Raw genomic sequence first — 15,477 nt, forward strand, 5'->3', positions numbered from 1 at the left:
CGAAGCCCCCTTCGTCGGTTGCGGCCGGAGTATAGTGAGGCAGCACCTCTGCCGCAATGCCCACACACAGCATGCCCACAGACAAAAACCGGTAAAATTTTCAAACAATTGGAGAAAACGAAGTCGAAATGGTTAAATAATGGTTTCTTGACAGACAAATCGGTCACGCCTACTTCTAAATCACAGCGCCGAATGCCTATGTCATGCCTCAGAAGGGGTGGTATGGTAGGGCGCCCCTTGACCTGGAAAGGACAGATGCGTGGTTCCGCAGATCAGTCCGCAGGATTTGGAGCGGTGGCGTAACCCCGACTGGCGCATCCGTTTGGCCGCCTGGTGGGAGGGTTATGACCTGTCCCGCCTGCCCCGCGTCTCGCACCGGTCTGACCTGCGTAACTTGGCGGAGCGGCGCCATCCCAGTCCGGTGGATGCGGTCGGCACTGCCGTCCGGCCTGTGGCGGTGTCGGATCCGGCATTGCCCGACCCGGCATCGTCTGACCCGGCGGCCGGCGGCAATCCGGAACTGGAGCGTCTGGCGCTGATGCAGCTCGACCGCCACGGCGAACCCGTCTGGTCGCCGGCGCGCAGCGAGGGGGCTCAGCTTCTGTGGGGCCAGGACATGACCGGCCCGGAAGAGGCGGCGTGGATGGTCGACTCCGTCCGCTCCTTCGGGCTGAACCCGGCCAAGAGCGTGCTGGACCTGTCGGCCGGCCTCGGCGGCACCGCCCGCGCGCTGGTGGAAAGCTGCGACACCTGGGTGACCGGGCTGGAGCCGTCGCCGCTGCTGGCGAAGCTGGCGATGGACCGGTCGATGGCGCTGGGCCTGTCGAAGAAGGCGCCGATCGCCCAGTATGATCCGGAGCATTTCAATCAGGCCGGCAGCTTCGACCTCGTGATGGCCGACCGCATCGTCCACCGGCTGCGCGACAAGGAGCTGTTCCTCGACCGTGTTGGCGACTGCGTGAAGCCCAAGGGCGGCATCGCCCTGTTCGATTACGTGATCGACGGCACTCCCGGCTCCTGGGACGCCTGGAACGGCTGGCGGGAGGAGGAGCCGATGGAGGTCTATCCCTGGACCGCCACCCGCATGGCCGACGAGCTGACCCAGCGCAACCTCGACCTCCGCATTTCGGAGGATCTGACCCAGCTGCACCGCCGCCACATCATCGACCGCGTGCGCAGGCTGGCCGACACGCTGGCGAACGCCGTCCCGCCGCCGGCCCCGGTGCTGGCGGCGCTGAAGCGGGAGCTTGCGCTGTGGTGGGCGCGGCTGCGGGTGCTGGGCAGCGGCCTGCGCTTCGTCCGTTATGTGGCGATGAAGCCGGCGTGACTCGCTCAATGTTCATATGAGTAAAGAACGAATCCGCAGAGACGTCATAGGATGATGGACGGGGTCGGCCCCGCCGCCGCCCGGCAGGGAGGTGACGGCACGACCCCCGTCAACCATGCCCATGCCCGCGCTTTCTTGGAGCCATGCGTTTGATCTGCCGGGGCTTCACCCTACATCTTGCCTGCATGATGTACGGGCGCCCGCGTGGCCGCCCCAGTCTTTTGGACGATCTTTAGGGTCATTTGACCGATCGTCCTTTGGACCGTCATCACCTGGACCGTAACCGAAGCGCTCTCCCAAGCGCCGACCAAGGCGCACGCCCGACCCAAACGCCAAGGAGGCTTCCCGTGACCACCTTCACCGGTCAGGACTCGCTCAAGACCCGCCGCTCCCTTACCGCCGGCGGCAAGAGCTACGACTATTTCAGCCTGAAGGCCGCCGAGGAGGCGGGTCTCGGCGATCTGTCGCGGCTGCCGTTCTCCATGAAGGTGCTGCTGGAAAACCTGCTGCGGTTCGAGGACGGGCGCACCGTCTCGGTCGACGACGTGAAGGCGGTGGCCCAATGGCTGGTCGACAAGCGGTCCGATCGTGAAATCGCCTATCGCCCGGCGCGCGTGCTGATGCAGGACTTCACCGGCGTGCCGGCGGTCTGCGACCTGGCGGCGATGCGCGAGGCGATGGCGTCGCTGGGCGGCGACCCCACGAGGATCAACCCGCTGGTGCCGGTCGACCTCGTCATCGACCACTCGGTGATGGTCGACTATTTCGGCGGCAACGACGCCTTCCAGAAGAACGTCGACCTGGAGTTCGAGCGCAACCTGGAACGCTACGAGTTCCTGCGCTGGGGCCAGAAGGCCTTCGACAATTTCCGCGTGGTGCCGCCGGGCACCGGCATCTGCCATCAGGTCAACACCGAGTATCTGGCGCAGGTCGTGTGGACCGACGCCGACCCGGCGGGCAAGCCGGTGGCCTATCCCGACACGCTGGTCGGCACCGACAGCCACACCACCATGGTCAACGGCCTGTCCGTCCTTGGCTGGGGCGTCGGCGGCATCGAGGCGGAGGCCGCGATGCTGGGCCAGCCGATCTCCATGCTGATCCCCGAGGTCGTCGGCTTCAAGCTGACCGGCCGGATGAAGGAGGGCATGACCGCCACCGATCTGGTTCTGACCGTCACGCAGATGCTGCGCAAGAAGGGCGTGGTCGGCAAGTTCGTGGAGTTCTTCGGGCCGGGGCTGGACAGCATGACGCTGCCCGACCGCGCCACCATCGGCAACATGGCGCCGGAATATGGCGCCACCTGCGGCATCTTCCCCGTCGATGCCGAAACCATCCGCTACCTGACCTTCACCGGCCGCGACCCCGACCGCGTGGCGCTGGTGGAGGCCTATGCCAAGGCCCAGGGCATGTGGCGCGAGCCGAACAGCCCCGACCCGGTCTTCACCGACGTTCTGGAACTGGACATGGCAACGGTGGAGCCGTCGCTGGCCGGCCCGAAGCGCCCGCAGGACCGCGTCGCCCTGTCGGGCATCGCCCAGGGCTTCGCCAAGGACATGACCGAGGCCTACAAGGCCGACGATCCCAAGAAGGCGGTTCCGGTCCAGGGTACCGACTACAGCCTGGAGCAGGGCGCCGTCGTCATCGCGGCCATCACGTCCTGCACCAACACCTCCAACCCGGCGGTGCTGGTCGCCGCCGGCCTGCTGGCCAAGAAGGCGGTGGAAAAGGGGCTGAAGCAAAAGCCATGGGTCAAGACCTCGCTGGCGCCGGGATCGCAGGTGGTCACCGACTATCTCGCCAAGGCCGGGCTGCAGCCCTATCTCGACCGCATCGGCTTCAACATCGTCGGCTATGGCTGCACCACCTGCATCGGCAATTCCGGCCCGCTGCCGGAGCCGATCGCCGCGGCGGTGGAGGAAGGCAACCTCGTCGTCGGCGCCGTGCTGTCGGGCAACCGCAATTTCGAGGGCCGCGTCAACCCGCACACCCGCGCCAACTATCTGGCCTCGCCGCCGCTGTGCGTCGCCTATGCGCTGGCCGGCAACCTGAACATCGACCTGACCAAGGACCCCATCGGCGAGGGCACCGACGGCCCGGTCTATCTGAAGGACATCTGGCCGAGCAACCGCGAGGTGCAGGACGCCATCGACGCCTCGCTGACCGCCGAGATGTTCCGCAGCCGCTATTCCGACGTCTTCAAGGGTCCGGAACAGTGGCAGGCCATCGCCACGGCGGAGGGCCAGACCTACCAGTGGCAGGAAGGCTCCACCTATGTGAAGCTGCCGCCCTTCTTCACCGGCCTGACCAAGACGCCGGACCCGGTGTCGGACGTGCGCGGCGCGCGGGCGCTGGCGGTGCTGGGCGATTCCATCACCACCGACCACATCTCCCCCGCCGGCTCGATCAAGAAGACCAGCCCGGCCGGCGAGTATCTGCTGAGCTATCAGGTCCGTCCGCAGGACTTCAACAGCTACGGCGCACGCCGCGGCAACCATGAAGTCATGATGCGCGGCACCTTCGCCAACATCCGCATCCGCAACGAGCTGATCCCCGGCGTGGAAGGCGGCGAGACCAAGCATTACCCGTCGGGCGAGCGGCTGCCGATCTACACCGCCGCCATGCGCTACGCCGACGAGGGCGTGCCGCTGGTGGTGGTCGCCGGCAAGGAATACGGCACGGGGTCGAGCCGCGACTGGGCGGCGAAGGGCACCCGCCTGCTGGGCATCCGTGCGGTGATCGCCGAGAGCTTCGAGCGCATCCACCGCTCCAACCTCGTCGGGATGGGCATCCTTCCCCTGCAGTTCAAGGACGGCGTCACCCGCGCCGACCTGAAGCTGGACGGGTCGGAGACCTTCGACATCGCCGGCATCGAACAGGACCTGCGCCCGCGCAAGGACGTCACCCTGACCCTGACCCGCGCCGACGGCACGGTGGAGACCTACCCGCTGCTGCTGCGCATCGATACGCTGGACGAGGTGGAGTATTACAGGAACGGCGGCGTGCTGAACTTCGTGCTGCGGAATCTGGCGAAGTAAGGCTGCCGGAGTTCGGATAAGGAAAGGGCCGCCCCCGCCGGGGAGCGGCCCTTTCTTCTGTGGGAGGTGCGGAGGTTGCATTACACCTTGCCCCCTCCCCAACCCTCCGCCGCCTTCGGCGGGAGAGAGGGATGACGTCGCATCGCAAATCTGCCCTCTCCTGCCGAAGGCGGGGGAGGGAGGGGCCCGCGAAGCGGGAGGGTGGGGGCAACCCCGCAGCGGCCCCCCCTCACGCCGCCCCGGCGCTCGCCATCATGCGGCGCAGGTCGTTGGGGAAGACCGGCTTGTGCAGGATGCGGAAGCCGCGGCGCTCGGCCTCCTCCTGGCGTTCGGTGCTGGTGTCGCCGGTCAGGATGATACCGGGGACCGTCTGGCCCAGCATGGTCTGGACGGCACTGACCGCCTCCGGACCGGTGCGGCCCTGCTGGAGCTGATAGTCGGCCAGCACGATCTGCGGACAGCGGCCGTCGGCGCGCAGCCGCTCCAGCGCCTGATCGCCCGACTTGGCGGTCACCACGTCATAGCCCCAGCCTTCCAGGATCGCCTTGAGGCCGAGCAGGATGATCGCCTCGTCGTCGATCACCAGCACCATGCCCTTTTCCGCAGTGGCCCCGGCCGCCGGGGCGGCAATCGTCGCCGCTCCCGCCTTCGCGGCCCCACCGCCGCTCCGTCCGCCGCCGAAGGCGTTGGTGATGGCGCTGATCGCCTGCCCGCGGTCGTTGGCGGCGGCGGTCGCGGCGGCATCGTTGGCGACGGAGTGGCGCGCCAGCGTCGCAGCGGCGGCGGCGGTGCCGCCGGCCGGACGCGGCGTGCTCCGGGAGTTGCCCTTGGGAGCGCCCAGGATCACCCGCGGCAGCTCGACCGCGAAGGCCGAGCCCCGGCCCTCCCACGAGCGCACCGTCACCGGATGGCCGAGCAGGCGCGACAGGCGCTTGACGATCGCCAGACCGAGGCCGAGGCCGCGTTCGCTGCGCTCGCCCAGCTGGGTGAACTCCTCGAAGATGTCCTCCAGCCGGTCGGCGGGAATGCCGCTGCCGGTGTCCCACACCTCGACCCGCATGCCGGACGGCGTCCGGCGGCAGCCCAGCAGCACCTTGCCCTTGGTGGTGTAGCGCAGCGCGTTCTCGACGAGGTTGCGCAGGATGCGTTCCAGATGGGCCGGATCGGTGCGGACCCAGGCGCGGGTCGGCACGGCGCGCAGTTCCAACCCCTTCTGGGCAGCGCGCGGGCCGTATTCGGCGACCAGCCGGCCGAGCAGCTGGTTCAGACGCACCTCGACCGGAGTGGCGACGATCTTGCCGGATTCCAGCCGCGACATGTCCAGCAGACCGTCCAGCAGCGTCTTCAGCGTGTCCAGCCCCTGGCGGATGTTGTCGAGGATCGGCAGGGCCGGATTGCCCTGCAGCCGGTCGCTCAGCGCCGCGGTGAAGAGGTAGAGCGACTGCACCGGCTGGCGCAGGTCGTGGCTGGCGGCGGCGAGGAACTTCGACTTGCCCTCGTTGGCCTGATCGGCCTCCTCCCGCGCGCGGCGCAGCTCGGCCTCGGCCTTCTTGCGGTCGGTGACCTCGACCGCGGCGCAGGTGACGCCCTCCACCCGGCCGGAGGGGTCGCGCAGCGGATCGACGGTCAGGTCGAAGAAGCGGTCCTCGCCCTTGCTGCGGATGCGCACCTCTTCCCGCGCGCCGACACCGCTGTCCATCACGCGGCGCTTCAGCGCCATCATGCCGTCGGCATCCTCGCCATGGTCGAACAGGTCGGCGTCGGTACGGCCGATCAGCGCGTCGGGAGCGACGCCGAGCCATTCCGAATGCGCCCAGGTGTAGCGCAAATCCTGGTCCTGGTTGAACACCACCACGCCGGAATTGCGCAGGCCGGTGCGCACGCGCTCCTCGGCGACGCGCAGCGCCTCCTCCGTGCGTTTGCGCTCGGTGATGTCGATGCCCGTGGCGATCAGGTGGGTGACATGGCCGTCGGCGTCGACCATCGGGGTCAGGTTGACGTCCACCGTCATCTCGCGCAGGGCCGTCTCGCGGCCTGCCGTGTCCCGCCCCGGCGCCAGCCGCAGCCCGGCGTCGAAGCGCGAGGAGCGGCCACCCGCCCCCAGCGTCAGGGCCTGCCGCAGCCGCTCGCGCCCGGCATCGTCGAAGGACAGCCAGCAGATCTCGTCGAAGGGACGGCCGATGATGCGCGCGGCCGGCAGCCCGGCGGCGTCGGCCGCGACGCGGTTGACCTGGGCCACCGCCCCGTCCGGCGTCAGCACGCCGACGAAGGCCGGCAGCGCGTCCAGCACGGCGCGGATGTGGCTCTCCGACTGGCGCAGCGCGGCTTCGCGCGCCTCCAGCCGGTCGGCCATCGTATCGAATGCGTGGCCGAGCTGGCCGATCTCCGACGAGCGGTCGGACAGTTTGACGCGGGTGGCGGTCTTGCCCTCGCTCCAGTCGCGGGCGGCGCAGACCAGCGCGTCGACTGGACGGCGGATGAACAGGGTGCCGCCGATCCAGGCGGCGGCGGCGGCGACCAGGAAGCCGGACAGCGTCATCAGCAACCCGTCGCGGGTGGCGCGGTCCACCGCGCCCATCGCGGCGCTGCGATCGACGCCGACGCTGATGAACAGGTCGCGGATGCCGGCGGACGGCGGGGAGTAGGCCAGGATGCGCGGCACGCTGTCCAATCCGGGAAGCGTCGTCAGCCCGGCATCCGCGCCCGACAGCAGCGGCAGATAGCTGGCCGGCAGCCGTTCTCCCGGACGGCCCGACGTGCCCGGCAACTTGACCAGGATGGTGCCGGAGCGGTCGGCAACGGTCAGGGTGGTGTTCTCCGGCATCGGACGGGTGGCGAACATGGTGGCCAGCCGCGACACGTCGAGCGACAGCGCGACCACCCCGGCCCGCCGCCCGGCGGCATCGGCATAGGGAGCGGCCACCGGCAATTCACCGCTGGCGTCGCCGGAGTGGGTGATCGTCCATTCGCCGACGGAAAAGCGCCCCTGGGCCATCGCCCGGCGGAAATGCGGCTGGGCGGCCAGCGAGGCGCCGATGCGCGACGGGTCGGCGCTGCACAGGATGCGCCCTTCGGCGTCGGTGATCGACAGGGTCCGGTAATCGGCGGAGCGGGCGGCCAGCCGCTCCAGATAGGCTTGGCAGTTTTCGATCTCGCCCCGGCGCAGGAACCGCGATTCCGTCACCGCCGTGACCATCAGGCGGGCACTGTCGATGATGCGGAAATGCTCGCTTTCCACCTGACGCAGCAGCCGCTCGGCCTGGAGCGTGACGTCGGCCTCGCGCTCCGCCCGCTGTTCGAGCACGCTGTAGATCTGGATCCCGATCGCCGGAAGCACCGCGAGCAGGACCAGGATGAAGAGGCGTGCCAGAAGGGTCATGGCGTAGACGAGGCTCCTCCGCGAAGCCGACCGGATGGAACAGCAGACGCCCCACCGTGCCGCGCATCTATCGCTAACGCACTTATGGTTAAGCGCCGGTTAATTTAGAGAACTGCGGCACAGCATAAGCGGAAGGACATGAACGAAAGTCGGTAGATTTTCTCTAAAGTGCCGGTAATTGAGCGACATTAACATCCGAACTCCAAACATACCACCATCGGACGGCTGAAGCCAAAAGGGGTATGCCCGCACCACTTCCTCGATTTCCCGCACGCAAGTCGAACGGCGACTTCCGCAACCCCGATTTTTGCCGAAGACCGGGCGAGGGAACAGCGCAGGGCATGCGCTGTTGATGGCTTTCGATGACCATACCCTTCCTCCTCCCCCCGCTCCGCACCACTCCCCAGGGCACGCCGCGCCGCGTGGGGGTGGAACTTGAATTCGCCGACCTGGACGCGCCGTCCGCCGCGGCCTGCGTGCACAGGCTGTTCGGTGGAACGGTCGTCGTCGAGAACCCGCACCGATGTCTGGTGACGGGAACCCGGCTCGGCGACTTCACGGTGGAGCTGGACATGCGCTCCGCCCACAGCGGCAAGGGGGGGGTGGCGATGCTCGACCCGCTGCGTCCGCTGTGGGGCAACATCGGCAGCCTGGTGATGCCCTTCGAGATCGCCGCGCCGCCGGTGACGGTGGAGCAGATGCCGGAACTGGAGGAGATGGTCGCCCGCCTGCGCGCGCTGGGGGCCGCCGGGACGGAGGCCAGCCCGCTCTTCGCCTTCGGCCTGCATTTCAATCCGGAAGTGGCGCGAACCGACGGCGATTACCTGCTGGACACCTTGAAGTCCTTCCTGCTGCTGGCCCCCTGGCTGCGGCGGGAGATCCGCGTCGACGTCACCCGGCGGCTGTCCGGCTTCATCGCCGCCTTCCCGACGCCCTACGCCGCCAAGGTGGTCGATCCGGCATACCGGCCCGATCTCGGCGGGCTGATCGACGATTATCTGGCCGACAACCCCACCCGCAACCGCGAGCTGGACCTGTTCCCGCTGTTCGCCCATCTCGACCGCGACCGGCTGGCCGCGGCGATGGAGGACCCGCATGTCCGCCCGCGCCCGACCTTCCATTACCGGCTGCCGAACGCGCGGCTGAGCGACCCCGGCTGGTCGCTCGCCGCCGACTGGAACCGCTGGGTGACGGTGGAGCGGCTGGCCGCCGACCGCGCCCTGCTGGACGGTCTCGGCACGGATTACCGCCGCGCGGCCGAGGCGCAGCAATTGGACGGCTGGGCCGAGCGCATCGACGCGCTGCTTGCCGCCAATCCGAGCCTGCGCAACTCGACGCCGGGTGGCGCCGCCGGCCAGGACGGCGCCCTGGACGACTCCGCCCGTCAGGCCGGCTGAGGGGCGCGCCATGGCATCCATCGTCGGCAGGTCCCGGCCGCTGGTCGGCATCACCGCCTCGATCCATGGCAGCCGCATCGCCGCCATGGCCAACCGGCTGGCCCTGTGGCGGGCCGGCGCCTCGTCCGTCCGCATCACGGCCGAGTCACCCTTTCCCATCGACCGGCTGGACGCGCTGGTGGTCGGCGGCGGCGACGACATCGACGCCTCGCTCTACGGCGAATCCGCCCGCCCGCACATCCGCATCGATCCCGAACGCGACCGGCTGGAGATGCGGGCGCTGGACTGCGCGGCGAAGATCGCGCTGCCGGTGCTGGGCATCTGCCGCGGATCGCAGATGATCAACGTCCACCGCGGCGGCTCGCTCCACGTCGACATCCACGAGGTGTACGAGGAGGCGCCGCACATGCGCACGGTGCTGCCGCGCAAGCGCATCCGGATCGAACCGGACAGCCGGCTCTACCGCATCCTCGGCATCGCCGAATGCCGGGTGAACGCCCTGCACCACCAGTCGGTGGACCGTGTCGGCGACGGGATGCGCGTCGTCGCCCGCGAACGTGCGGGCGTCGTCCAGGGCATCGAGGCGCCGAACGAGCCCTTCCTGATCGGCGTGCAATGGCATCCGGAATATCTGGTCGCCGACAACCGCCAGCAGGCGCTGTTCCGCCGTCTGGTCGCCACCGCCGCCGGCACCGCTCCGCTGGACGACTTCGCGGAGGCCCCGCCCCGCCGCTCGGTCCGCGCTCCCGGCTGATGCCCGGCTGATACGGCGCGCTCGCGCCTGATGCCCTACCGGGTCTCTCACGCCCGTTCGTCATGCCCAAAAACGACGCGGGCGCCGCCGGAGGGATGGCTCCGGGGCGCCCGCGGTAACTGCCGCGATGCGGAAGGTTACTGGCTGCCGCCCTGGTCCGGGCCGCAGTTCGGGGTGCCCGGCGGGCAGTGGGTGCCGGTGGCGGTCTGGTTGTCGCGCGGGACGGTGCTGCCGGTGTTGTTGCCCATGCCCGACGGCGCGGTGGTCACGCCCGGCATCGACGAGCCAGAGCCGTTGCTGTAGGTGCCCGACGAACCGGACGTGCCCGGCATGTCCACGCCGCCGGTCGAGGAACCGGCCGACGGCGAGGTGGTTGCGCCCGGCGCGGTGCGGACGACGCCGTCCGGGCCGGTGTAGCCGCTGCTGCTGCTGCCCGGAGCGGTGTCGTAGGCGCCGCTGCTCTTGACAGCGCCCGGGCTCCCCGACTGAGCCGTCTGGGCCATGGCCGGTGCGGCCATCAGGAGAACCGCTGAAACGGCGCCGATCATCAGGTTACGCATCCTCGAACTCCTTCATGGTGGCAACGCCTCGCATTCGGGCGTCTTTCAAAACGGGGCGACTGCCGCGCCTCTAGCCGCCTCGCGACTTCCGGCACAGGCCTCGCGTCTTTCATCGGTTTAGAACAGGGCAGCGCTGACTTGGTTTCGGTCTTCGCCTTTTCTTTTTTGAGAAGCCGGTGACAAAAAGCGTACCGAACCGGTCTCCTTCGGCGAGATACGGACGCCCCGCCGGCGAAACGGGAACATCGGGGCTCCACCGGGGTTCAAGCCGCGAGGCGGACGGTCCCGGGCGTTCCCTCCGATGCGCGTCTTCGCGCCGGATGCCGCCCACGATGCCGCCGCCCACACTGTCGACGTGCCCCGATGAAGCTCAATTCCTCAGCCCTCCCCGCCGACACCTCCGAACCTGCGTCTTCCCAGCCCGAACCGCCGCAGCCGGCGGCCGGGCCGGTGCTCCGCCCCGGTCTCACCTGCTGGCGGACGGAACGGGCCGGGCGGGTGGCGGTGCTGGTCGACGGCGCCGACTATTTCGTCGCCGCCCGCGCCGCGATGGAGCGGGCGCGGCAGTCGATCCTGCTGGTCGGCTGGGACATCGACCCGCGCATGCGCCTCGATCCCGACAGCCGGGAGACGCTGGGCCGCTTCCTCGCCCGGCTGATGCGCAGGAAGGCCGGCCTGCATGTGCGGGCGCTGAAATGGGACATGCCCTTTCCCATCGCGCTGGACCACCCGCACAAGCCGCTGGAACGGCTGGACCGCAGCACCGGCCGCCGGCTGACCGCCCGGCTGGACGGCGAGTTGCCGGTCGGCGCCGCCCAGCACCAGAAGCTGCTGGTGATCGACGACGCGCTGGCCTTCTGCGGCGGGATCGACTTTTCCTTCGACCGCTGGGACACGTCCGAGCATCGCGACGACGACCCGCGCCGCCGCTGTCCGAACGGCGAGCCCTATGGCCCGCGCCACGACGTGATGATGATGGTCGACGGCGATGCCGCCCGCGCGCTCGGCGAGCTGGCGCGGGAGCGCTGGCGCTGCGCCACCGGCGAGGCGCTGGAACCCTGCCCTCCTCCAGATATGGAAACCTCCGATCCGGATTCCGCCGATCATGATCCCTGGCCGGACTGCCCCCTGCCCGACTGCGCCCACCCGGTACTGACCGACGCACAGGTCGGCGTGTCGCGCACCGTGCCGGCGACCGACGAGCGGCCGGCGATCCGCGAGAGCGAGGCGCTAACCTACGCCGCCATCGCCGCGGCGGAGCGGACGATCTATCTGGAGAACCAGTATTTCGCCTCCGCCCGCGTCGCCGAGGCGCTGGCCCGCCGTCTGGCCGAACCCGACGGGCCGGAGGTGGTGCTGGTGGTGTCGATGGAAAGCCCGAGCTGGTTCGACCGCATGGCGATGGACACGCCGCGCTCGGTCGCCTTGCGCTGCCTGCGCGAGGCCGACCGCTTCGGCCGGCTGCGTGCCCTGACCCCGGTGACGGAGCAGGGCCAGCCGGTGATCGTCCATTCCAAGGTGGTGGCGGTCGACGGCCGGCTGCTGCGCATCGGGTCTTCCAACCTGAACAACCGCTCGATGGGCTACGACACCGAATGCGACCTGACCATCGAGGCGCCGCAGGAGGACGGACCGGAGCGGGACCGGGCGAGGGCCGCCATCGAGGGCGTGCGCAACCGCCTGCTGGCCGAGCATATGGGCATCGCGCAGGACCGGCTGGAGGCGGAGATCGCGAGGACCGGCAGCGTGGTGGCCGCCATCGACCGGCTGTGCCGGCAATCCGGCCGCCGGTTGGCGGATTTGCCGGCCAGCGATCCCAGCCTGACCGAACAGGCTTTCGCCGCCCTGCGCATCGCCGACCCGGACGACCCGGACGAGGCCTGGGCGCCGTGGAAGCGCTTGCCCTCGCCACCGCGCTCCGCCCTGCGGGCCGGCGCCGCCGCATTGCTGACGGTCGGGCTGGCCGCCGGGGCCTGGGGCGTCTTCCGGACCATGCAGGCAAAGAAACACCCCCCGCGCGACTGACGCCTGCGCGGGGGGCGGGGACCTGAAGGGGGACGCGCGGAGCCCTTACCGCGTCTCCGCGACCCTGCCGTCGTCGGAGATGACGATTTCGACGCGGCGGTTCTGCTGGCGGCCGGCGTCATTGCTGTTGCTGGCGACCGGCTGCGCCTCGCCCATGCCCTGGGTGACGATGCGCGACGGCGAGACGCCGCGGGCGGTCAGCGCGTCGCGCACGGCGTTGGCGCGGGCCTCCGACAGGCGCAGGTTGGTGGCGTCGCTGCCGGTGTTGTCGGTGTGGCCCTCGATCCGGATGGTGCGGCCGGGCTGCGCCTGCAGGAAGCTGGCGAGCCGGTCGATCCGGTCATAAGCACCGGGGGTCAGCTCCGCCCGGCCGGTGGAGAACAGGATATCGCCCAGCGTCATGACCAGCCCGCGCTCGGTCCGCTGCGCCTGCAGGTCGCGCAGCTGCTGCTCAAGCTCCGTGTTGCGGGCCTGGAGGCGGTAGGTGTCGGCGTTGGCGACCACGGTCTGGGCGCCCTTCACCCCGGCCGTCTCCTGGGCGATCTGCACCCGGCGGCTGGCGATGTAGGCCTGATGGTCGACCTCGGCGGCGTCGGCGCCCTGGTCACGCATCGCCTCGGCCCGGCGCAGCGCCTGCTCGGCGTCGCGCAGCTGCAGCGGGGCGTTGCCGGCGACCTGCGGATTGGCGGCGGCGAGGCTGTAGTCCTGGCGCGCCTGGGTCAGGGCGGCACTGTCGGTCGGCTGGGTGGCGCAACCGGCAAGCCCGAGACCCAGCCCGGCCAGCACGAGGATGGTGCGGGGAGCGAACGCGGTCATTGACGCACCTCCGGATAGCTGTAGCCCCAGCTGTTGCCGCCGCTGGTCCCGCCACTGGTTCCAAGGGAGCCGGCCGGAGCGGGCGTGCCGTAGCTCGACCCGCTGTACGGCGGCGCGCCCGCGGACGACCCGCTGTAGACCGGCGCCGTGTTCGGCGCGGCAGCCGACCGCGAGCTGTTGGGAATGGCGGACTTGGCCACCGCGCTGGCGGCCTGCTGCGTCACCGCGCGCTGCGAAGTCACCGTCGCCAGTTCGGCGTCGACGCGGGCCTCCTCGGCGAGGCGGCGGGCGCGGGTCCGTTCGTCGGCACGCATCGCCTTGTCGGCAGCGGCCAGCTTGTCGCGGGCGCTCTGCAGCGCCACCGGAGCGTACTGCAGCGCGTTGGCGCGCTCGGCCTCCTGCACCGCCTGGGACGCGGCGCCGAGCTGGGCGGTGGGCGGCGGCACGTCGGAGGCGCAGGCGGCCATGCCGAGCGCCGCCGACAGCACGGCGGCGGCTCGCCACCGGATCGTCATTGCGGATTTGCGGGTCATCGGATCGGTTCCTTTCGGATCGGGCTTCACGCCGGAAACCGGGGTCTGGCCGGAAGACCATGTCCTTCTGGACGACGTCCTTTGGGGCCATGTCCTTTCGGGGATGTCTCGCGCCTCAAACGCGCAAGGCGGGGAGAAGGTTCCGCAGGAACTCAGCCGCCACCGCCTGGAAGCTCGCTGCGCGCCTCCCGGCGTTCCTCCCGACGGTTGTCACGGCGGTGGCGCACCAGCCGCAGCACATAGGTCCCCAGCAGGACGATGAACAGCACCAGCGTCGCCGGCACCATCCAGTCGGCGACCCAGGGGAAGCCCACCCGCACCAGATAGCCGGTGGCGGCCAGCACCAGCGACCACAGCGCCGCACCGGCGGCGGCATAGAGCAGGAAAATCCCCATCGGCAGCCCGCAGGCGCCGGCGGGAACGGAGATCAGCGTGCGCAACCCCGGCAGCGGCTGGCACAGCAGCACGGCAAGGCCGCCGCGCCGGGCGAACCATTCGGTGGCGCGGTGGACCTGCTCCGGCTTCACCGTCAGCCAATGGCCATGGCGGCGCAGGAAGGCCTCGAACCGCTCGCGCCCCATCCAGTGGGCCGGCAGATACCACATCAGTTCCCCGACGGCGGAGCCCGCGCCGGCGGCCAGCGCCACCAGCAGCAGGTTGAACTCCCCCGTCGCGGCGCCCATGCCGGCCAGCGGGATCACCGTCTCCGCCGGCACCGGCGGCAGCACGCGGGCCAGGATCAGCATCAGGAAGATGCCGAGATAGCCGAACTGCTGCACGATCTGGATGATCCACTCGGTCATGGTGTCCACGGGGGTCGGGGGTCCACAAAGGTCGGGGGATGAGCCGGTCTCCACCTGTGAACCGCGCGGGCCGCGCGGGCGTTCCCCATTTCCCGTCTTCTTGACCCCAATCAAGGCAGGGGGCGTTCGTCCACGGTTTAGTGTCTCCATCATGACCGCATCCCTCACCCTCGCCGCCGCCCTGCTGTTCCTCAGCCATGCCCTGCCGTCCTGGCCGGGGGTGCGGCCCGCCCTGATCGCCCGGCTCGGCCGCGGCGGCTTCGCAACGATCCATTCCGTCGGCTCCCTGGTCACGCTGGCCCTGTTCGTGCTGGCCTACCGCGCCGCCGACGGCGGGGAGGTGGTGTTCACCCCCTTCGACTGGGCGGCCCCGCTGGTCGCCGTGGTGATGCCCATCGTCTTCCTGCTGCTGGTCGCCCGCGTCACCACCCGCTTCGGCAGCCAGAGCGAGCCCAACCCGCCGCGCGGCGTCTACCGCCTGACCCGCGCGCCGGGCAGCCTGGCGCTGCTGCTGTGGGCGCTTGCCCATCTGAATGCCACCGGCGACGGGCGCCGCGTCCTGCTGTTCGGCACCATGGCGGCCATCGCCCTGTTCGCACTGGTGAAGAACGAGATCGTGCTGCGCCGCACCCCGGCCGGCCGCTCCTTCCGCGCCGAGACCTCTCTGCTGCCGCTGGCGGGGCCGCAGGGCTGGCGCGGCGCGCTGCGCGGCCTGGCGGAGATGGGGCCGGCGCGGCTGGCCGGCGGGCTTGCCGCCTATGGGGGCATGCTGATGCTGCACCCCCTGCTCTTCAGGGTGGATCCACTCTACTGGGTAGGTTGAGCGGGACGGCGGACCGGCGCATCTG

At 70.0% G+C, this 15,477-nt stretch carries 11 protein-coding genes; 6 read left to right on the forward strand and 5 right to left on the reverse strand.

What is annotated here, in order from left to right:
- Positions 1 to 259 precede the first annotated feature (259 nt).
- Together B9N97_RS23965 and acnA are read left to right on the forward strand one after the other, a co-directional pair.
- A complete protein-coding gene (locus B9N97_RS23965) occupies positions 260 to 1,327 on the forward strand; it encodes a class I SAM-dependent methyltransferase (RefSeq protein ID WP_085090182.1) in 1,068 nt (355 codons plus the stop codon).
- Positions 1,328 to 1,674: 347 nt separating this feature from the next.
- Complete coding sequence (acnA, locus tag B9N97_RS23970) at positions 1,675 to 4,362, forward strand: aconitate hydratase AcnA (RefSeq protein ID WP_085090183.1); 2,688 nt, start codon at positions 1,675 to 1,677, stop codon at positions 4,360 to 4,362.
- 229 nt (positions 4,363 to 4,591) lie between these two features.
- Here the strand turns inward: acnA and B9N97_RS23975 are convergent, their stop codons facing one another.
- Positions 4,592 to 7,741 (reverse strand): PAS domain-containing protein, encoded by a 3,150-nt coding sequence (locus B9N97_RS23975; protein WP_085090184.1) that lies wholly within the window; start codon positions 7,739 to 7,741, stop codon positions 4,592 to 4,594.
- A 362-nt stretch (positions 7,742 to 8,103) separates the two neighbouring features.
- On the opposite strand from B9N97_RS23975, the gene B9N97_RS23980 reads away from it, so the two are divergent.
- Positions 8,104 to 9,138, forward strand: coding sequence for an amidoligase family protein (locus B9N97_RS23980; protein ID WP_085090185.1), 1,035 nt, complete (start codon positions 8,104 to 8,106; stop codon positions 9,136 to 9,138).
- A 10-nt stretch (positions 9,139 to 9,148) separates the two neighbouring features.
- Entirely contained in the window at positions 9,149 to 9,892 is a 744-nt protein-coding gene (locus B9N97_RS23985; RefSeq protein ID WP_085090186.1) for a gamma-glutamyl-gamma-aminobutyrate hydrolase family protein, read from the forward strand.
- Positions 9,893 to 10,029: 137 nt separating this feature from the next.
- Here the strand turns inward: B9N97_RS23985 and B9N97_RS23990 are convergent, their stop codons facing one another.
- The gene (locus B9N97_RS23990) at positions 10,030 to 10,452 is read right to left on the reverse strand and encodes a hypothetical protein (RefSeq protein ID WP_085090187.1); all 423 of its coding nucleotides are present in this window, start codon (positions 10,450 to 10,452) and stop codon (positions 10,030 to 10,032) included.
- A 363-nt stretch (positions 10,453 to 10,815) separates the two neighbouring features.
- On the opposite strand from B9N97_RS23990, the gene B9N97_RS23995 reads away from it, so the two are divergent.
- Entirely contained in the window at positions 10,816 to 12,477 is a 1,662-nt protein-coding gene (locus tag B9N97_RS23995; protein ID WP_085090188.1) for a phospholipase D-like domain-containing protein, read from the forward strand.
- 45 nt (positions 12,478 to 12,522) lie between these two features.
- Here B9N97_RS23995 and B9N97_RS24000 read toward each other — a convergent pair whose 3' ends face one another.
- The 3 genes from B9N97_RS24000 to B9N97_RS24010 form a co-directional block, all read right to left on the reverse strand.
- Entirely contained in the window at positions 12,523 to 13,293 is a 771-nt protein-coding gene (locus tag B9N97_RS24000) for an OmpA family protein (RefSeq protein ID WP_085090189.1), read from the reverse strand.
- Positions 13,290 to 13,826 (reverse strand): DUF4398 domain-containing protein, encoded by a 537-nt coding sequence (locus B9N97_RS24005; protein ID WP_085090190.1) that lies wholly within the window; start codon positions 13,824 to 13,826, stop codon positions 13,290 to 13,292. The genes B9N97_RS24000 and B9N97_RS24005 overlap by 4 nt, the downstream gene beginning before the upstream one ends.
- A gap of 152 nt (positions 13,827 to 13,978) precedes the next feature.
- Positions 13,979 to 14,629, reverse strand: a complete 651-nt coding sequence (locus B9N97_RS24010) for a DedA family protein (RefSeq protein ID WP_085090742.1) — start codon at positions 14,627 to 14,629, stop codon at positions 13,979 to 13,981.
- 151 nt (positions 14,630 to 14,780) lie between these two features.
- Between B9N97_RS24010 and B9N97_RS24015 the strand changes: the two genes are divergently transcribed.
- A complete protein-coding gene (locus B9N97_RS24015) occupies positions 14,781 to 15,452 on the forward strand; it encodes an NnrU family protein (protein WP_085090191.1) in 672 nt (223 codons plus the stop codon).
- Positions 15,453 to 15,477 lie beyond the last annotated feature (25 nt).

Source organism: Azospirillum oryzae (assembly GCF_900177515.1).
GTDB lineage: Bacteria > Pseudomonadota > Alphaproteobacteria > Azospirillales > Azospirillaceae > Azospirillum > Azospirillum oryzae_A.